Genomic DNA, 20118 nt, shown 5'->3' on the forward strand with positions numbered 1-20118 from the left:
ATGGAAAAAGTTATTCAGTGCGGATTCGGACTGCTGCTCGCACTGACACTTCCGATCTGGAGTGTACAAGGCAAACAGGCTCCGGCGGGCGACCTTCCCGACTTCAATGTTGTACCGGAAAACGCCGCCCGGACGGTCCTGCTCCACGCCGCCACCCCGGAATGCGACACCGTGCACTGCTGCCTCTCGATCGAGGTCGGACAACCGCGGGCCCGGGGCGACTACGAGATTGTGCTCTCCAGCAACCAATACGCCGACCAAACCCCGGCCATCGTCACGGAGGAGGGGACATCGCTGACATGGCTCCGCAGTTCCTCTTCCGAATCCTGGAGCAACGGCATGACCACACGTGTCTGCCGGCACTTCTATCGCTTCTCTCCCGCCAAAAAGGGTGAGTACCGGCTTCGTTGCCGGGACCTCTCGTTCGACGGGGTGGCCTACGACGGCGTGCTGACGATCCAGGTCGGAGCACCGGAGCTAAATGCCGTTCCTACCTTCCTTTTATGGGTGGCGGGAATCGGTTGTCTGCTCCTCGTTGAAGCATTCATTCGGATTGGATGCCGCAACGAAGCCCGGGGCGATACGGCCGACTTCATACGGCGACACCGCAGGCTGCCGCTCAACGCCGAGGGGGTCTGGACCCATTACCTGCTTCCGATCATGCTCCTCTATCTTCCGCTCTTCATGGTCATCATCACTCTCACGGGTATGGTGTCTATCTCGACCAGCGCGCTTCTCTGGATCGCGGCCGTTTGCGCCCCGGTGGCTTTCGTCCTCTTCCGCCTCCAATACCGCAGGCTTTTCTTCCACTGGAGAAAAACGGAGCTGCCGCCGGAGCGGATCGACGCTTTGCTTCGGGAGCTGGTCGAGCAGTACGACTGGACGATCGACCATATGGACCGGGATTTTTTCGTCGCACACACCCATCCCGCATGGTGGAATGCCACGTGGGGTGAACAGATCTTCGTCGCGCACGACCGCGGCGGCATCTGGATCAACAGCATCAATGACCTCGGCAAGCGCAGTTCGATCGTCTCGTTCGGATATACCCGTCGGAATATCCGCCGGGTGACGGAGGCAATCGCAGCACGGGAAAAAGATACCCATTCATTCACCGATGTAAGCCCGATACCATGACACCACTGAAAATCACCCCGCTGCCCGGATGCACTCCCGGGACGGCCGAAAAGATCGATGCACTCAACCGCAAACTCGGATCGTTCATCCACGCACCGCTCAATCTCAAGGAGGTACTGCGCATGGAGCCGTTCGCTGCCGACGCGGAGGTGGTGCGGGCCGTTGCGGTCTCGCTCGACAACTACGCCATCCTCCCGACCTCGACAGAGGAGTGCGAACGCCAACGCACGACGGGTCTGCCGAAGGACTACGATATCGTGGGGTTCTGGTACTGCGTGGCGCTTCTCGCCCTTTCGGCAGAGCCGGAGGCCGTGCGTTATCTGCTCGTGCTGGCGCGCATGCTGATGGTCGAGGATCCCGCGGAGCTGTTCCTGCTGCGGCGCATCGTCCGCCTGCTGGAGGGATTTCCATTTCCCCACCTGCAGGAACTCAGAAGTCGGATTGAAGGCTTCTACGACACCGTTACGCACCGGCTGGAGGCCTTCCGATGGCTGGAGGCCGCCGGAATCCCGTGGCCCGAGTCATACGAATGGGAGGTCATCACGCAATTCTCCTCCGACGGCGAGCCCTATGCCGATCCGGCAGCACCGAAGGAGGAGCGGCGCAGGCGCGTGGTGCTGACACTCCGGCTGAACAGTCCCCGCAGCCTCTACGGCAGTTGCCGCCAGCACAACAGCTACGAGATCTCGCTCCGCAACGACGACAACACGACGCGCGGCCTATGGAACGAGGGCCACGGCGATCTCTTCATCGAAGACCGCCCCGTGATGCAGCACCGGATGTTCACGCCGCTGCAGCTCCCGGAACTGTTCGACGCGCTCGAAGGGTTCGGCATCCGGCTGGTGCGCAAACCCGTGATGGTCTACACGAGTCAGGGGATCCGGAATGCCCACGTGAAGGTGTTTCAGATGCTCGAAGATCAGCTCGGACGCAAGTCTTCGGCGTTCGGACAGGCCGAAGAAGAGGCCCAGACGAAGGCAGAGGACGATACGGGCGGCATGTCGGCAGGAAAAGCAGGGAAAGGCCAATTCCCGGAGGTCGAGCGGGCCGTGGAGGAGGCGCTGGACCTGCTCAAATACGATGGGGATGTGAACGACTCGCTGGCCGAGATGCGGAAAAAGTGGGGCGAAGAGATTTCAGTGCTGCACGACGCCCGATTCGACGAGATCGGGGTTCAATATGCCTGCCGCTCGCATGAGGAGGGTATGACCGCTCTCGGACAGGAGCTGACCGGCCACGGATACCGGCTCTATGATCTCGACGGCGACGATATCTACCTCCTCACGTTGCAGCCGGAGGCTCACGCTACGGATTTCGAAAAGAGCTGCCGGAAGGCGGGTCAATATTGTCGGCAATTGAAGCAGTCGGGGCGCGCTCCGGGCACTCCGGCCCGAACGTTCGCCCCCGAACGCACGATGCCCTGCGAAGAGGTGCCGTGGCCCGATGACGCCGACTACATGCTCGACGCGCTGGCCGGCGACTTCTGCAGCGGGAGGTGGAAAAGCCGCGATGCGGAGGCGTGGCAGGGAAATTTCGTCGCCGACCTCCGCCGGCGGCCGCTGCAACCGGTCAAGGTGCGTTGGAACCGGTTTTGCTGCCTGACCTACTCCCCGGAGATGGATTTCTATGCGGCGTTCTACTACATTCCGCCCATGCAGTGCTGGATGCTTCTCGGGGGCAAGAATCCCCTGGAAGCGAACAGCTGGAAGCGGCTGTGCGACCTGCCGAAACAGGAGTCGCCCTTTCTTTTCCTCGATCAACGCCCCCGATGGTTCGGCCGCTACCTCTGCTTCGGCGACCGGCAGAGCGCCACGATCCTCACGATGAATCCGCAGGGAGTGGAGCGCGTCCAGCGTTTTCCCCTGCCCAAGGCGCAGCACCCTTGCAGGTTCGCCTGCGACGGACTTGGACGCATCCTCCTTGCACACGGCGAAGAGACCTATTGTTTCGAAAACGGCTCGCTCTCACCGCTGGGTTTCCGCATAGCGAGCGGCGACGGATTCAACGGCTCCATCCCTGTCCCCGGAACCGGCCGACTGGTAATGTGCGGCTTCTCGGACCGGGAACTGGTCGCCCGACTATTGGAACTCGACGTCGATACGCGCCGCTGCCAGACTACCCGGATGCAGAACGTAGATCCCTGGTCGAACCTCCTCCCGTTTGGAGACGACTGGGTGCTGATCAAAGGAGCTTGCGATTCGATGCGGCTGGATTTCGCCCGGCTCTGGAACCGCACGACCGGCGAAGTGCTGCGCATCCGTCCCGGGATGTTCGGCAGCGAAAAACTCGAACACATCGGAAGGCTGAGCGATGGCCGTGTGGTGTTGACCACACTTCGCTCCCATGTGGGACAAGTCGTGCACTTTCCCGCGGATTTCTGGAATTTCCTCCGCTCGGCCAGTCGTCCGCAAACGCTGGAGCCGATGCAACCCTACGAAACACTCTATCCAGATATTCCGCTGACACTGCCCGAAAGATCATAACAAAACATGTGCATGATTGGGTAAAAGAGGTGGATTAAAACATCATTCACAGCACGTGTGGGGAAAATGTGGACAAAATGCGGACACGCAGCGCAAAATAAAAATCCCAAACAGCTATGAATTAGCCATTTGGGATTTTTTACTGGTACCCGGAGCCGGGGTCGAACCGGCACGGCCACTGCTGGCCACAGGATTTTAAGTCCGGCGTGTCTACCGATTCCACCATCCGGGCCCTCTTTTCTTATGAAAGGCGACGGCAAAATTACGAAAAGATTCCCGATTCGCCAAATCCGGACGCGTATTAACGTGTCCGTGCATCTACATATTCGATCATCGCCGCATCCTCCGTCGGGCCAAACCATCGAATCTCCGGATCGCGCCGAAACCAGGTTAACTGCCGCTTGGCATAGCGTCGCGAGTTGCGCTTGATCAGTTCGACCGCCTCGTCGTAACTCGTCCGCCCCTCGAAACAGTCAAAAAATTCCCGATAACCCACCGTCTGCAGGGCATTCAGCGCCCGATAGGGGTAGAGCCTCCGCGCCTCGGACTCCAGGCCGTCGGCCAACATGCGATCAACTCGCCGGTTGATCCGATCGTAGAGCTCCTCTCGCGGCAGATCAATCCCGATCTTGATGATCTCGAAGGGGCGCGTCTGCCGACTGCCGGTCCGCAGCTCGGAGTAGGGGCGGCCGGTCTGCAGACACACCTCCAACGCCCGGACAACCCGGGCGGGATTCTTGCGATCGACCACCTCGTAATAGGGCGGGTCGAGTCGGCGGAGCTCCTCGGCCAACGCATCAATCCCCTCCGTTGCAAGGCGTCGCCCCAGTTCATCCCGCAGGGCGGGATCCGCCTGCGGCAGGTCATCCATCCCTTCGCACAACGCCTTCACGTAGAGTCCCGAACCGCCGACCGCCACCACCCAGTCGTGGTCACCAAAGAGCCGTTCGAGGCACGCAAGGGCCTGTTCGGCGTATTGTCCGCAGCTCAACTCCTCCGTGATATCATGCGAGGCAATGAAATGATGCTCAATGGTTTGCAGTTGTTCCGGATCGGGCTGGGCCGTACCGATCGGCATGCCGCGATAGAATTGCCGGGAGTCGGTCGAGAGAATCGGGGCGCCGTAATGCAACGCCAGACGGATGCTCAGATCCGTCTTGCCCGAGCCCGTCGGCCCGACGATCACCAGCAACCGTTTAGTACTCATCGTCGTAGGAGTCGTCTCCTTCGAAATCCTTGAATTCGTCCATGATCTCGTCGAAGGCCGAACCCTCCTCGGCATGGGTCTTCGAGGGGTCGTACTGATCCGGCGCCTCGGCCAGCGCAAAGATCTCGCGCGGATAGGTCGAATCGTCATCGGCTTCGTAGACACCCGTCAACTCCAGGTAATAGGCCCGGTCGCCGAACAGGTCGAAAAGGTAGATCAGACGGTCGCGATGGTGGTGGATCAACTGACCGAGTGTCACGCGATCCATCGTTTCGGGAGCATCCTCCGAACCGGCGCCCATATCCATCAACGTGAATTCGCGCTGACGCTCCCAACGCTCGTCGGCCGTAAAGAACGAGGCCATGCAGTCCTCGTATTCAAGCGACTGCAGGATGAAACGATGAAAATCCAGCAGCGTCGTATCATACATCACTTCGTAGTCGCGCACGAAATTGTCGTTCTCGTCGCTCAACATCCGGAATCGGAAAACCATCGACATGACAGAATCTTTTTAGTAATCGAAGACAAAGATAGCATTTTTATCCATTCAGCGACGCCAGCCAGGCCAATACGTCGCGGTCGTCGGGATAGTCGGTCAACGAAGGGGACTGTGCACGGCCGAAATCAACCCGGCGGCTGTGGTCGAGGCATTCGCTGACGACGCATTGCAACTGGTCGTCGTGTGCAGCCAGCCAGTCGCGCACCTCGTCGAGCGAATCGTAACGCGCGCAATGAATCCGGCTCAGGGCGTTGGGGAACGACGGCTCCTCGACCAGCAGCGAAGCTCCCAGATCGACGAACGGCGTCCGCTGCATCTCGAGCAGCGCCTTCTGTTGGATATAATTATTTTTGTATTTGGCATTTACAGGCGGCATTTGAAGCCTTGGCTCCACACCGTGAGGCAAGAACAGCAGCGAGACGCTGCGACAGCCCAGTCCGGAATAGGCCCAGATATCGTCGGCCAGACCGCGCCACTGAGCGTCGGTTTCGCGACCCGACAGAACGGCCACCGACTGGCGGCTGCCCCGCAACAGCGAGGGAATGCCGGCATAACGGGCCCGGAAGTAGCGGTTGGCATTGTCGCTGCCCGTGGCGATCACCGCCTCGACGGGCTGGCTACCGTCATAGAGCGAGACGGCCGCCTCGGGGTCGATTTCCCGAAGCACGGCAACGACATACTCCATCAGGGTACGGTCCTTGGTCGAGGGTTTGACCAGACAGCGGTGCCCCGCAATGATCACGCACAGCAGATCGAAGAAACCCACCAGCGGGATGTTTCCGGCCATGATGACCAGAACGTTCCGCACCTCATGCGGCCGACGGAGAGCCGGATAGGCGGCCAGCCACGCCTCGAGACGATCGCGGCGCAGCATCTCCTCGCCGATCGTGCGCGCGGCCCGCACGATCTCCTCCGGAAGAAACCATCCGTTGGCGGCGTGGGCCGCCTCGACGACCTGCCGGGTCGCGGCATCCGTACCGAAACGCTGCAGGCGCGAGCCCAATTCTGCAAAAAGTTCCATGACATCTTTCATCGCCGCAAAGATACGATTTCCGGCGAAGATTTTCCCGAAATTTCGCAGGATTTCAAAAGGCGGCGACTCCAACGCCCCTCCCGGAACACAGCGAATATGCCGCAAGGCCGACCTCCGCCGGCGGCATCACGCCCAGACTTCGGCTCCGGCGAGATATCGTCTCCGCTGGTCGTCCGTCGGGCGGAAAAGATCCGGACTGCTACGGAAAGAGGGGAGAGGGGAGAGGGCTCCCGCATCCAAACGGGGACATGCGGCCATCGTTACACCGGACTGCACCTCACGGGGAGAGGTCAAAGAAGCCGCAGATCCTTGGCCAGGCGGCACGCCTCGATGGAGTTTTTCACCTGCAGTTTGCCGAGGATCTCCTGCCGGTGCCGGCTGACCGTATGGATGCTGATGCTGAGCATCGAAGCGATCTCCTTGCTCGTCAGCCCACGGTCGATCAGTCGCAGAATCTGCGTCTCACGGGGCGAGAGAATCTTCGACGTACGCGGCACCTCCAGCTCCTCCGTATGGCCGTCGATCCAATCGACGACCAGGCACGCCGAAGGCATCTCGAAAAAAAGAGGCCCGTAAAGACACATGGCCAACCGCTGCGCAGCATGCGCCGGATCCGCGATATAGAACATCCGGTGCAGGACGGGCATGTAACCGTGCGTGGCCGTCTTCATCCGCAGCCGGCTCATCAGGCAATAGTCGCCGCGTCGCCGGCGAGGCTGGTTCTTGATAAAATGAAAGAAACAAAGCTCCTGCAGATGCTTGCGCGCCAGATCGTCGGGGTGGATCAGCCGGAAGATCTCCTCCTCCCAGATCGACGAAACCTCCCGCGGCTCCCCCGGGCTCGCCAAACCCAGCGTACGCGAAAATCCACCGTACCAGATACGGCTTGTATTGGCCCGCAGATCACTCAAAACCACGATGGCATGCTCCATCCGCGCGTAATGATCCGCCATCGCGCGGCTGGCCGCCAACAGCCGGTCCGCGGACGGCTCCTGCGAAAACTCCTGCCCCGAAAACTCCCGGACCAGTTGCGTGACGGTATTCATCTTTTCCCCGTGTCTCAAAATGGTTATTTATAAGCATTGTCCGACAGGGCACAGAGCCCTACCTTTGCAAAGATACAAAAAACGATGATGATTTGGGGATCGTCCGGCACTTTTGTCCTCCAAAAAGGCCGAAAACGACGTCGCCGCCCCCAACAAAAACAATCAACAGACAAACCTGTATCAAAACAGAAAAAAATGAAAAAATTACTCCTCACCTGCGGGCTCCTGCTCGCCGCGTCACTTCCCGGTATGGCTCAATCCCTCGAAAAAATGCAATGGTTCAACGAACCCGAAATCTGGAAAATCGAAAAAAATGCCCTCATCATGGAGGTAACCCCCCAGACCGACTACTGGCGAATCTCGCACTACGGATTCACCGTCGATGACGCCCCGTTCCTCTACACGCTCCGCGGCGGCGAATTCGAAGTCAAGGTCTGCATCTCGGGCGACTACCGCACGCGATTCGACCAGTCGGGACTCATGCTGCGTCTCGACCACGAAAACTACATCAAGGCCGGTATCGAATTCGTCGACGGAAAGTACAACCTCAGCTGCGTAGTCACGCACCACACCAGCGACTGGAGCATCATCTCGCTCGACAAACCCGTGGAACACGTCTGGATCAAGGCCGTACGCCGGCTGGATGCCGTCGAGATCTTCTACTCGTTCGACGACCAGGAGTATACGCTCATGCGCAACGCCTGGCTGCAGGACAACCATCCCGTCATGGTCGGAATCATGGGTGCATGCCCCGATGGAGACGGCTTCACGGCCCGTTTCGAGCAGTTCTCGATCAAGCACCTGCCCGATCAGCGGCGTCTGCAGTGGCTCGAGAAAAATCAGGCCCCGCAGAACAGCTGATTCCGCGCACGCGCTAAACCTCAAAAGGCGCACCGATCCCCTGAATGGCCGGTGCGCCCTTTCCGTTTCTGTAGCCGTCTTATGGGAAAAAATTTCAATTCGATCGGTAAGTATCTGCGGGGAGACGCATAGCTGCCGAAACGTGTTCAGGTCTTGTCTCTCAGTGCTCCTGTCGGTCAGCAGACAAAGATATTGACGTCTACATCCGGTTGGTGAGGTCCTTGACCAGCTCACCGTCGAAGAGGTGCAGCACGCGGTGGGCAAAGGTCGAGTCGTACTGCGAGTGGGTCACCATGATGACGGTCGTTCCCTCGCGGTTCAACTCCGAAAGGAGATCCATCACCTCGCGGCCGTTTTTCGAATCGAGGTTGCCGGTGGGCTCGTCGGCCAGAATCAGCTTCGGGTTGGACACCACGGCGCGGGCAATGGCCACACGCTGCTGCTGACCTCCGGAGAGCTGCTGCGGGAAGTGTTCCGCGCGGTGGGAGATGTTCATGCGGGCAAGGAGCTCGTTCACGCGGCGCTTGCGCTCCGAGGCCTTCACGCCCAGATAGATCAGCGGCAGCTCGACATTCTCGAAGACATTCAGCTCGTCGATCAGGTTGAATGACTGGAAGACGAATCCGATGTTTCCCTTGCGGAAGCGCGTGCGCTCCTTTTCGCGCAATGTGGCCACCTCGCGGTCGAGCAACTGGTAGTTTCCCGAGGTGGGATTGTCCAGCAGTCCCAGAATGTTGAGCAGCGTCGATTTGCCGCAGCCCGAGGGGCCCATGATGGCGACAAATTCGCCCTCGTTCACGTCGAACGATACGCCATTCAGGGCGATGGTTTCGATCTCTTCTGTTCGGAAAACCTTGCGGAGGTTTTCTACTTTCAACATAGCCATAACAGGTATCTTTTAGAATTTGACAATTTCGTTTTTCGGGTCGACTTATTCGGACTTGACCGAGTCGGCCGGGTTTTCGTTGGCCGTGCGCCACGAGCAGAAGGTCACCGTGGCGGCCGTGACGAGGAGCACTGCGGCGAGCGCCGCCAGAGGGATCCACACCGTGAAGGGGGCGCGGTAGGCGAACGAGGCCATCCAGCGGTGGACGATCCAGAGGCTCAGCGGCGCGGCAATGACGAAGCAGACGACCACCATCCACAGGTAGCGGCGGTTGAAGAGGCGGAGCACCTCCGGAGTCGTGGCGCCCAGGACCTTGCGCACGGCCACCTCGCGGCGGCGGTACTGTGTCTCGAAGAGGACGATGCCGAAGACCCCCATTAGGGCAATGACGACGGCCAGCACCGTAAAGAGCCCGACGACCGTGGCCAGCCGCCGCTCCTTCGTATACTCGAAGCCCAGCTCCTCCTCGAAGGTACGGATCTGGATCTCGCCCGGCGTCAGGTGCGGGTCCGCCTCGGCGATGCACTGCCGCAGGTAGTCAGCCACTTCGTTGACGTCGGCCTCGGGTCGGTAGCGCAGGTAGAGCAGCTGTGAGGCGCGCCCGCCCGATTGTTGCGACATCTCCTCGGGAATGACATAGAAGATGAAGGGGGTGACGCCGTACTGCATCGGACGGAAGTTGAAATCGGTGCAGACACCCACGAGCGGATCGGTACCGCAGAATCCGCCGATTTCGTCGCCCAGTTCGAAACCGTATTCGCGACGGGCCGCCTCGTTGCAGATCAGCATGCCGGTCTCCTTGTGCTCGTCCGATTCGAGGAAGTCGCGGCCGTCGGTAACGGGGATCCCCATCATCCGAAGGAAGTTCCACCGTACGATATAGGCCTGCATGCTGACCCGCTGCCCCTTGTAGGTGCGGCCCCAACTCATGCGGCTTACGTTCACCAGTTGACTCTCGGCCGCCGTGACGTCGACCACGCGCGGGTCGGTCAGCAGCCGGTCGCGCAGGGCGTCGTAGTTCAGTGCGGCCTTTCCGGAGAGTGGGGCAGCCATCAGATCGCGGCGGTCGAAGCCCATCTCCTGCCGCAGCATGAAGTCGTGCTGGCGGAGGATGAATCCCGTGGCGATGATGAGCCCCATCGAGATGGTAAACTGGAATCCGAGCAGCAGCGTGCGCAGCCGCCGCCCGCCGGCCGTACCGGAGAACGATCCCTTGACCACCATGGCTGGCGGGAACGAGGTGATGTACCACGCCGGATAGAGACTGGCCACGAGGGCCATGACCACCGCCACGGCGAGCAGGATGCCGATGACCGGGAGGTTCTGCATGACGTTGAGCGGTGCGGAGATGTAGCTGGCCAGCTCGGTGCCCTGGATGGCGAAGGAGAGGTACCAGGCCAGCAGCAGGGCAATGAGGACCAGTCCCACGGCCTCGAAGACGAAGCCGAAGCGCAGCGAGGTATTCGGTGCGCCGAAGACCTTGAAGGTGTTGACCGTGCGGATGCGCACGGGCACCAGCGCGAAGAAGAAGTTGACGAAGTTGATGAATGCCAGCGCAATGACCAACAGCGCGATGCCCAGCAGCGTATAGGTCGTCACGAGCGACCCTTGGGCGCACGGCACGCGGCTGTCGCTCTCGAAGTAGAGGTCGCGGATACACGACAGGCGGAAGGGTTCCGTTTCGAGCTGCCCCTCTTCGTTGGCCTCGCCGGGGTACATCTCCGCGAAGAGCCGCTTCCACTCCTCGATGACCGTCCGGAGATCGGTCCCGGGCTGGAACCGTACGTAGTAATTGTAGCTCCATTCCGAGGGGTCGTCGATGCTCCGGTCGCCCAGATCCACGGCCATCTGGCACCTGGCCATGAGCGAGTTTGCGGGAAAATCCTCGAAGACGGCCACCACCTCGCGGGCATTCTCGGCCGAGGGCTGGTCGGTGTCGCTCCAGATCATGTCGCCGACACCGACGCCGAGCCGTTCGGCCGTCGAGCGCGAGACAATGACGCTCTGCGCGCGTTTGAGGTCATGGACATCCCCTGCCACACTCCGGAACTCGAAGACGTCGAGCAGCGGCAGCGAAATGGAGCCTGCATAGATGTTGTTGAAGCGGTCGTACCCCATTTTCGTGGCATTCTCGCGCAGCACGACCGTGGGGCCGAAGCCGCCCCAGGTGCAGCCGCCGGCTTCGACGGCCGAGGTCGATGAGATGAACCGCTCGACCATGGGCCGGCAGAGCCACGACTGCCAGGCGCCGGGCGTGTACCAGTCGGTGGACTCGACCAGATAGATGCGTTCCGAATCGCGGAGCGTGCGGTTGTAGGTCATCTCCCAGCGCACCTGCACCAGGATGATGTAGCAGGCCGTGAAGGCGAGCGTCAGCCCCACGATATTGAGCAGCGACGAGACCTTGTATCGTCGCAGTGTGGTGAGGAAGTTTCGCAGTGCGATTTTCATGGATGTGTATTTCAGTTTTGATTATTCGGATTTCACGCAGTCGGCGGGGTTCTCGTTGGCCGTGCGCCACGAGCAGAAGGTGACCGTGGCGACCGTGACGAGGAGCACCACGGCGAAGGCCGCCGCGAAGACCCACCAGTGGATCGGCACATGATAGGCAAACGCGCCCAACCAGCGGTCCACGATCCAGTAGCCGACCGGTGCGGCCAGGATGAAGCAGACCGTAACCAGCGTAACGTAGCGGCGGTTGAAGAGGCGGAGCACCTCCTGTGAGGTGGCGCCCATGACCTTGCGGATGGCCACCTCGCGGCGGCGGTGCTGCGTCTCGAAGAGGACGATGCCGAAGACGCCCATCAGGGCGATGACGACGGCCAGCACCGTGAAGAGCCCGACGATGGTCGTAATGCGTCGCTCGCGGGCGTACTGGGCGTTGATCTCCTCGTCCATGAAGCGGATCTCGACCGGTTCGCAGTCGGGGTCGAGGCGTTCGACTGTTCTCCGGATATGGTCACAGACGGCGTCGGAATCGGCCCCGGCGGCCATGCGCACGAAGAAATACTCCATGTCGCCCGGGATGGTCACGAAGGCAAACGGTGCGACGGGATACTGCAACGGTCGGAAGTGGAAGTCGGGACAGATGCCGACCACATTGCCGTCGTCGAGCCGGTAGCCAAGCCCGGCCCCCTTGCGGGCGAGCAGGTCGTTGACGATGTAGTGCAGCGTCGTGTCGCGGTCGTATCCGGGCTTGAAGTCTTCGCCGGCAAGGACCGGAATACCCAGCACGTCGAGGAAGTTGCTGCGCACCGGACGCACGTGGATCATCACCTCCTCGTCGGCGACCTTCCGTCCCCAGATCGAGAAGTTTCCGGCGACGAGCGGCCCCTGCCCCGCGGTTACGCCGACGATCTGCGGATCCTGCTCGAGGGCCGAGGCGAACGCTGCGAACCGGTCGGCACTGGAGATCCGCTGCGAAGCGGTCCGGAAGGTCAACACCCGTTCGTGATTGAACCCCAGGTCGTAGCGACGGACGTAGCGCTGTTGCAGCAGCGAGCTGATCGAGAAGACGATCAGTCCGATCGCGATGACGAACTGCACGCCGAGCAGCGCCACGCGGAAGCGGCGTCCGGCCGCCGAACCGACGAACGATCCCTTGGCGGCCATCGCCGGATTGAACGAGGTGATGTACCACGCCGGGAAACTTCCGGCAACGAGCGCCGCGACGAGCGAAACGCCGAGCGAGATACCCAGCACGGGGAGGTTGTCGCCCAGGGCGAGCGAGCTGCTGACATACGAGGCGAATTCGGTGCCCTTCAGCGCGATGGCCACATACCAGGCGCAGAGTTGAGCGATGAGGACAAAGCCGAGAGCCTCGAACAGGAAACTGAAGCGCAACGAGGCGTTCGGGGCGCCGAAGACTTTGAGGATGTTGACAGCCCGCAGTCGCACGGGCAGCAGCGCAAAGAAGAAGTTGACAAAGTTGATCAGGGCAATGAGGATGACAAGCACCGCCACACTCAGCAGCGAATAGGTCAACGTCGTGGAGCCGCTGGAGAAGACGCCCATGCTGTCGGCAACCCGACGATCGAAATAGATCCCGTCGAGCGGCACAAGCAGACAGTCACACGGGTCCTCCATCTCCTCCTCGGTCAGCTCTTCGCCCCAGATGGGGGCCATGCGCTCCATGTAGTCACGGTAGTTCTTCCGGTGAATCTGCTCCCAGCGACGGGCCAGCACCTCGGGATCGGCCCCGGCGCGCAGACGGACGAAATAGCAGTCGTTCCAATAGGAGGGGGTCATGTCCCGGTCGCCGACATCGGTCACGGCGACGATATGTGCAAAGGAGCTGTTCACTGGAAAATCCTCGAAGAGGGCAACCACTTCTTGTTGTGTGTCGACGCGCTTCCCCTCCTGGTCGCCGAGCCAGAGGATGTCGCCGGCATGCACGCCGAGCCGCGCGGCCTGCGAGCGTGAGAGGGCGATGCTGTTGGGTTGTCCGAGTGCTGCGAGATCCCCCTCGACGGTACGCAGCCCCACGGTCTCGAGAAAACCCATCGAGACGGGGTTGAGCGACATCCGGAAACGGAGGAACTCGCCGTGGCGTTTCACCCACACGGGCTGTTCCCAGCGCCAGGGACGGATGCAGCCGCCGGCCTCGATTTCTGGCGATCGGGCGATGAGCTGTTCGCCGTCGGGACGCGTCGAGCAGATCGAATAGCCCGTCTCGTCGAACGGCGAGAGGGGAGCGACGAGGTAGATGCGTTCGGCCTCGGGGATGGCGCGGTTGAAGGTCATCTCCCAGCGCACCTGCACCAGAATGACGTAGAAGGCCGTGAAGGCCATCGTCAGCCCGACGATGTTAAGCAGCGACGAGGTCTTGTAGCGCCGCAGCGTGGTGAGAAAGTTATGGAAGGCAATCTTCATGGCTCTATTTGTTGAGAATCAGCACGTCGTTGGCGCCGTAGTTCTCGTATCCCGAGACAATGACGCGCTCGCCCGGCTCCAGTCCCTCGAGCACCTCGTAATACTGCGGGTTCTGGCGTCCGATGCGGATCTGGCGCCTGTAGGCGCGGTCGCCCTCGGGCGCGAGGACGTAGATCCAGACGCCGCCCGTCGACTGGTAGAACGAGCCGCGGGGGATGATCACCGCATCGGTCGGCTGCCCCAGTTCGAGATGGAGGTAGTAGGTCTGGCCGCTGCGGATGTTGCACGGATGGGCCCCCGCGAAGGTGAAGTCGGCGCGGAACTGCCCGTTGCGCACCTCGGGGTAGACCTTTCTCAGACGCATCGTGAAGGCGGTGTCCTGCCGCTCGAAGGTGGCGTCGAGCCCCGCCCGCACACGGTCGATGTAGCTCTCGTCGATCTGAGCCTCGACCTTGTAGTCCGACAGGTCGTTCACCTGGCCGATCTTCTGTCCCGACGAGACCGACTGTCCCAGCACGACGTCCAGCAGCCCCACCTCGCCGTCGATCGGCGACTTGACCTGCAGGTTGCCGATGCGCTGGCGGATGAGCTCCATGTTGCGCTTCATGTTGGCGAGGTTCTCCTCCATCTGCTCGATCTGCACCGTGCGGTAGAGCGAATCCTGCACCTGCCGCTCGATGTTCAGCTCGCGCTTCTTGGCGGCCAGTTCGTAATCCTCCTTCGACTGGAGCCAATCCTCGCGCGCTATGAGATTGCTGCGGTAGAGCTCCTCGTTCTGCTGCCAGGTGCGGTGCTTGCGCTCGACGTCGAGGTCCAGCTGCACCTTGTCGAGCCGCAGGTCGAGCTTCTGCTGCTCCATCGAAATGAGCGTGTTGCGCAGGATGTTCTGCTTCTCGGCCAGCTCGGCCTCGCTGTTCAGAATCTCGAGCGTCAGCGACGTGTTGCTCAGCTCCACGAGCACGTCGCCCTTGTGGACCGAGGCACCCTCCTCGACCACAAGCCGCTCGACGACGCCCGCCTCGAGGGGACTCAGTTGCACGGTCGTGATGGGCTGCACCTGCCCCGTGACGCGGATGTAGTCGTTGAACTCGCCGCGGGCGACTGTCCCGACGGAGATCGTGCGGGCGTCGATGCGCAGCGTCGAGGAGTTGCCGCGCACGAGCAGCCACACAATGAAGACGAGCAGCACGGCTCCTGCGAGATAGGGAATGCCCCGCCGGGTGAAGAGGGCGCGCAGCCCCTTTTTCTTTTCAATGCGAATATCCATGGTTGTGTTGTTTTGTCCGGGTTTAACGAATCAGCGGTTCGCCGTTGTAGTAGGCCACCAGCCGCACCTTGATGATATATTGCAGCCGGGCGCGCAGCCGCTCGGAGCGGGCCTGAAGCAGCTTGTCGGCAGCCGTCTGCAAGTCGATGGCCGAGACCATGCCGCGCTCGTACTTGCCCGAGACGGCCTCGTAGGCCAGCCGCGCGGCGTCGCTCTTCTTCGAGGCCTGGACGAACTCCTTGCCGTAGCCCAACATCTGCTGATAGGCCTGCGCCACTTCGCTCTGGAGCGTGCGGAGGGTCTCCGTGCGGGTCTGCTCGGCGATGCGCCAGTTGTTGCGGGCGCGGTTCATCGAGGTGCGGCGCGCAAGCCCCCCGAAGATCGGGATCGACAGCTGCGCCGAGACGTAGAAGCCGCGGTTGTCGCGGAACTGATTGGAGAACGAGGCATAGAGCGAACGGTCGTCGAGGGTCATGAAGAAGTTGGTCGAGTAGCCGCCCCCGACGTAGATCGACGGATAGAGATTGCCCTTGGCGATGGAGAACTGCAGCTTCGAATGGCGCACGTCGTGCTGCGCCGCCACGGCCTTGGGGTTGTACTCCAGCGCATTGCCGAGCACCTCGTCGAAGGGGGCGACACCGGCCGGGGTCTCGATCTCCACCGCCGTGTCGATGCGCAGCGGCCGGTCGGCCGGGTAGTTCATCGCCTCGGAGAGGGTGATTTCGGCCAGCGCGAGGTTGTTCTCCTGCTGCGTCAGGAGGTAGTCGTCCGAAGCCTGCTGCGACTCTACCTCCGCCACGTCGGCAGCACTCTTCAACCCCAGTTCGAAGAGTTTGCGGCTCTTCTCGAGTTCGGCCGTGCTGGTCTTGAGCTGCTCGCGTGCCAGCCGCACGCTCTCGGTGTAGTAGACCACGTCGAAATAGGCCTGCATGGTCTTCAGGGCGATCTCGTCGCGGGCCAGCTGCAACTCCTCGACCCCCTGCAGGCGCATGACGCGGGCGGCACGTACGGTGTTGATGCCGGTCAGCCCGGCAAACAGAGGCAGCTGCCCCGACAGGGAGTAGGAGTTGTCGAAGTTCGAGACATCGGTATAGGTGTTCGTCTCGGGGTCGACCGAACGGCCGAAGCTGGTCGAGGCGCCGACCGTGCCGCTCACCGAGGGGACCAACGCGGCGACGGATTCGATATAATCCTGACGGTAGTTGCGGTTGGTGTAGGCCTGGCGCTGCACGGCGGGGCTGTGCTCGACGGCATAGCGCATGCACGCCTCCAGCGACATCGGAGCGGGCTCTTCGGCGAGGGAATCTTCTCCTTCGGAATCCGGATTTGCCGCAGCCACAACCGTCGAATCGGTTGCCACGCCCGTCAGCCCGGGGGCCGCAATCAGTGCATCTATCTGGAAGAGTGTCCAAAAAATGGACATCCATGCAATCAAAACCGCTCTTTTCATACGGATTTCAGACTTTCTTGATTTTCACCCGAAATGTTGCCATCCGTGTGCCAAACTGATTAAACGATTGATATACAAAAGATAACAATTCAGATGCTGCGCGAAGATCGTAAAATATTTTTACACTCGCGTAAAAAATCTGGACGGCAGGCCCCGTTTTTCCCTTGAAAACACTACTTTTATCCCACCGAAACCCCGGAGCCGTTTCGCCGGAGATGCGGGAGCCGTCGAGCGATCCGCTTCCTGCCGGCTCCCGCAAAGATCCGCAACATGGCCAAAGAAAAGGAGGGTACGCTGCTTGTCGTCGACGACAACCGCAGCATTCTGGCAGCCGTCCAGCTGCTCATGGGTAACTACTTCGCCCGCGTGCTGACGCTCCCGACGCCCAACCAACTGATGACGACGCTGCGCCGCAAGCCGGTCGACGTCATCCTGCTCGACATGAACTTCTCGGCCGGCATCAACACCGGCAACGAGGGCTTCTACTGGCTGCAAGAGATTCACCGCAACTATCCGGACATCCAGGTGGTGCTCTTCACGGCCTATGCCGACATCGACCTTGCGGTGAGGGCCATGCGCGACGGAGCGGTCGACTTCGTCGTCAAGCCGTGGGACAACGAACGGCTGGTCGCCGCCCTGCAGGGGGCCTACAACCTCTCGCGTTCGCAGCGCGAGGTGAAGCAACTGAAGGAGATCAAGCGCGAGCTGACCAACGAAGAGCCGATGTTCTGGGGCTCGAGCCCGGCGATGGCACGTATCCGCGAACTGGTCGAAAAGGTGGCCGCAACGGACGCCAACATCCTTATCACGGGCGAGAACGGAACGGGCAAGGAGATGCTCGCCCGCGAGATCCACCGCCGCTCGGCCCGCCACAACGAGCTGATGGTCTCCGTCGACATGGGAGCCCTGCCCGAGACACTCTTCGAGAGCGAGCTCTTCGGCCACGTCAAGGGGGCCTTCACCGATGCCCGGACGGATCGCGCCGGCAAGTTCGAGGTGGCCAACCACGGCACGCTCTTCCTCGACGAGATCGGCAACCTGCCGCCGCACCTCCAGTCGAAACTGCTCACGGCGCTCCAGAGCGGCCGCATCGTCCGCGTGGGGAGCAACACTCCCGTCACGGTCGACATCCGTCTGATCTCGGCCACGAACCGCGACCTCTACAAGATGGTCGAGCAGGGTGCGTTCCGCGAAGACCTCCTGTACCGTATCAACACCATTCATATCGACCTGCCGCCCCTGCGCCAGCGCCGCATGGACATTCACCCACTGGCCGAGGGTTTTCTGCGCCGCTATGCCGCGAAATACGGCAAGGCGATCGAAGGTTTCGACGCGGAGGCTCTCCGTGAGATGGAGACCTATCCCTGGGCGGGCAACATCCGCGAATTGCAGCATACCGTGGAAAAGGCCGTCATCCTCTGCGACGGCCCCGTGATCACCCCCTCGACGCTGCTGCTGCGCCCGGCAGCTGCTCCGGCCCCCGCAGCCGACTCCGACGTCACGACCCTCGACGAGATGGAGCGTTCGATGATCGCCCGGGCCATGGAGCGCTGCGGCGGCAACATGACCGAGGTGGCCCGCCAGCTGGGCATCACGCGGCAGACACTTTATAACAAGATCAAACGCTACGGGCTATGAAACTCCCCACAGGCATTGCATACCGGCCCATGATCGCCCATGCTGTGGTGCTGGCCGTCGCGGCTCTTGCCAGCGGATGGCTGGTGGCCCGGCAACTCTATCCGCTGCTGCTGATCACCATCCCGCTCATGGTGCTGGAGTTCTACCGGATTTTGCACCAATACGGCGATTCCGTGCGGCGCATCACCTTCATGTTCAACGCCATTGACAGCGACGACCTCTCGTTCCGCTTCAACGAAGACCCCTCAAAGGTCGATAACACCATGCTCAACGCCGCGCTCAACCGCATCAAGGAGATCCTCACGCGGACCAAACTGCGGGCCGAAGAGCGCGAGCGCTACTACCAGCTCATCATGGAGAGTGCACAGACCGGCCTGATTACCGTCAACGACACGGGAAGCGTCTACCAGGCCAACAGCGAAGCGCTGCGCATCTTCGGCCTGCAGCTGCTGACCCACATCCGACAGCTGGAGGGGACTGTACCCGAAGCGGCACGGGCCCTGGCGGCCATCCGCCCCGGAGAGAAGCTCCGCGTCACGTGCTCGACCGAGACGGGCGAAATGGCCCTGACGCTGGGATGTTCGGAGATTACGCTCGAAGACCGTCACCGGCGGGTGATCTCCGTGAGCGATATCAACAGCGAGGTGAGCGAGATCCAGATCGAGTCGTGGAGCAAGCTCTCGCGCATCCTGACCCACGAGATCATGAATTCGCTGGCGCCGGTCACCTCGCTCAGCAACACGCTGCTTCATATCGACCGCCCGCTGGATCCCGATGTCCGACGCGGTCTGGAGACCATCTCGGCAACGAGCCGCCGCCTGGTCTCCTTTGTCGACAGCTACCGGCGCTTTACGCGGATCCCGGCACCGCAGCGCGAACCCTTCGAGGTGCGTGAACTCATCCGGCAGGCCGTGGCGCTGACGGCGGCCGCAGGCGATGCCCCGCAGATCCATGTCGACATCGAGCCGGCCGACACGATGATCTACGCCGACAAGGCCCAGCTGGGACAGGTGGCCGTCAATCTGCTCAAGAACGCCCGCGAGGCGACGGCCGGACGGCCTACCGGTGAGATCTGGATCCGCTCGCGCATCGACGCGGCCGAACACGTCATCATCGAGTTCAGCAACAACGGCGGAGCTATCCCGGCGGAGGTTGCCGAGAATATCTTCACCCCCTTCTACACGACCAAACCCGACGGTTCGGGTATCGGGCTGAGCCTCTCGCGGCGCATCATGCAGCTCCACGGCGGTTCGCTGCGCCTGACAAGCAATACCGACCACAGGGTGACCTTCACCCTGCAGATCGGATAGGAGAGAGCCGATAGATTCCTGTTTCCCGGCCTCAAACAAAAAGAGCAATTCCATGATGGAATTGCTCTTTTTTAACGGTAGCGTGAGGAGTTAACTTACCTTTTGTCGATCGTCTGCGTCGACTTGCATGACGATCATTTTCTGCTGTGGTCGGTAAAGCAGCCATTTTCGGAAGGCTTCGGATTCCATACTGCCCACACGGAATGACAAGGCGGCAATCATCTCCAGATTGTAGAGATCTACATAGCCGGACTCGAGATTACACTCAAGAAAAATAATATAGTTGCTTGATTTTTGGGTGTAAAAAAGGGTGTAAATCTCGTAACTACTTGATTTACACCCTTTCTGGCGGTGCGTAGGGGACTCGAACCCCTGACCCCGTGCGTGACAGGCACGTATTCTAACCAGCTGAACTAACGCACCCCTTTC

General features: G+C 61.1%; 14 protein-coding genes and 2 tRNA genes. 5 read left to right on the forward strand and 11 right to left on the reverse strand.

Translation table 11 applies throughout. The annotated features are described in order from the left end of the window. Together B5E60_RS11590 and B5E60_RS11595 are read left to right on the forward strand one after the other, a co-directional pair. Window positions 1–1137 (forward strand): hypothetical protein, encoded by a 1137-nt coding sequence (locus B5E60_RS11590; RefSeq protein WP_087311796.1) that lies wholly within the window; start codon window positions 1–3, stop codon window positions 1135–1137. Then, complete coding sequence (locus tag B5E60_RS11595; protein ID WP_087311798.1) at window positions 1134–3620, forward strand: hypothetical protein; 2487 nt, start codon at window positions 1134–1136, stop codon at window positions 3618–3620. The genes B5E60_RS11590 and B5E60_RS11595 overlap by 4 nt, the downstream gene beginning before the upstream one ends. 143 nt (window positions 3621–3763) lie before the next feature. Here the strand turns inward: B5E60_RS11595 and B5E60_RS11600 are convergent. From B5E60_RS11600 to B5E60_RS11620, 5 genes are all read right to left on the reverse strand, one after another. Then, window positions 3764–3852 (reverse strand) — tRNA-Leu (locus tag B5E60_RS11600). 69 nt (window positions 3853–3921) lie between these two features. Beyond that, entirely contained in the window at window positions 3922–4827 is a 906-nt protein-coding gene (gene miaA / locus B5E60_RS11605) for a tRNA (adenosine(37)-N6)-dimethylallyltransferase MiaA (RefSeq protein ID WP_087311800.1), read from the reverse strand. Next, window positions 4817–5326, reverse strand: coding sequence for an IS1096 element passenger TnpR family protein (locus B5E60_RS11610; protein ID WP_087311802.1), 510 nt, complete (start codon window positions 5324–5326; stop codon window positions 4817–4819). The genes miaA and B5E60_RS11610 overlap by 11 nt, the downstream gene beginning before the upstream one ends. 40 nt (window positions 5327–5366) lie before the next feature. Further along, on the reverse strand, window positions 5367–6347 hold the full coding sequence (locus B5E60_RS11615; protein WP_446698002.1) for an acyl-CoA reductase: 981 nt from the start codon (window positions 6345–6347) through the stop codon (window positions 5367–5369). Window positions 6348–6649: 302 nt separating this feature from the next. Further along, window positions 6650–7405, reverse strand: coding sequence for a helix-turn-helix transcriptional regulator (locus B5E60_RS11620; protein ID WP_087311804.1), 756 nt, complete (start codon window positions 7403–7405; stop codon window positions 6650–6652). Window positions 7406–7600: 195 nt separating this feature from the next. Between B5E60_RS11620 and B5E60_RS11625 the strand changes: the two genes are divergently transcribed. Further along, the gene (locus tag B5E60_RS11625) at window positions 7601–8266 is read left to right on the forward strand and encodes a DUF1349 domain-containing protein (RefSeq protein WP_087311806.1); all 666 of its coding nucleotides are present in this window, start codon (window positions 7601–7603) and stop codon (window positions 8264–8266) included. Window positions 8267–8465: 199 nt separating this feature from the next. Here B5E60_RS11625 and B5E60_RS11630 read toward each other — a convergent pair whose 3' ends face one another. The 5 genes from B5E60_RS11630 to B5E60_RS11650 are packed head-to-tail and all read right to left on the reverse strand — an operon-like array spanning window position 8466 to window position 16741. Further along, entirely contained in the window at window positions 8466–9146 is a 681-nt protein-coding gene (locus tag B5E60_RS11630) for an ABC transporter ATP-binding protein (RefSeq protein ID WP_087311808.1), read from the reverse strand. Between the two features lie 51 nt (window positions 9147–9197). Further along, window positions 9198–11603, reverse strand: coding sequence for an ABC transporter permease (locus B5E60_RS11635; protein WP_087311810.1), 2406 nt, complete (start codon window positions 11601–11603; stop codon window positions 9198–9200). Window positions 11604–11624: 21 nt separating this feature from the next. Next, entirely contained in the window at window positions 11625–14024 is a 2400-nt protein-coding gene (locus B5E60_RS11640; RefSeq protein WP_087311812.1) for an ABC transporter permease, read from the reverse strand. A 4-nt stretch (window positions 14025–14028) separates the two neighbouring features. Then, complete coding sequence (locus B5E60_RS11645; protein WP_087311814.1) at window positions 14029–15291, reverse strand: efflux RND transporter periplasmic adaptor subunit; 1263 nt, start codon at window positions 15289–15291, stop codon at window positions 14029–14031. Between the two features lie 22 nt (window positions 15292–15313). Continuing rightward, complete coding sequence (locus B5E60_RS11650) at window positions 15314–16741, reverse strand: TolC family protein (RefSeq protein WP_239403328.1); 1428 nt, start codon at window positions 16739–16741, stop codon at window positions 15314–15316. A 270-nt stretch (window positions 16742–17011) separates the two neighbouring features. On the opposite strand from B5E60_RS11650, the gene B5E60_RS11655 reads away from it, so the two are divergent. Both B5E60_RS11655 and B5E60_RS11660 read left to right on the forward strand, forming a co-directional pair. Beyond that, window positions 17012–18379, forward strand: a complete 1368-nt coding sequence (locus B5E60_RS11655) for a sigma-54-dependent transcriptional regulator (RefSeq protein ID WP_087311818.1) — start codon at window positions 17012–17014, stop codon at window positions 18377–18379. Continuing rightward, window positions 18376–19689 (forward strand): sensor histidine kinase, encoded by a 1314-nt coding sequence (locus B5E60_RS11660; RefSeq protein ID WP_087311820.1) that lies wholly within the window; start codon window positions 18376–18378, stop codon window positions 19687–19689. The genes B5E60_RS11655 and B5E60_RS11660 overlap by 4 nt, the downstream gene beginning before the upstream one ends. A 346-nt stretch (window positions 19690–20035) precedes the next feature. On the opposite strand, the gene B5E60_RS11665 is transcribed toward B5E60_RS11660, so the two are convergent. After that, window positions 20036–20112: transfer RNA gene (locus B5E60_RS11665), tRNA-Asp, on the reverse strand. Between the last annotated feature and the right edge of the window lie 6 nt (window positions 20113–20118).

The sequence above is a fragment of the Alistipes sp. An116 genome (genome assembly GCF_002161005.1).
Taxonomy (GTDB): Bacteria; Bacteroidota; Bacteroidia; order Bacteroidales; family Rikenellaceae; genus Alistipes; species Alistipes megaguti.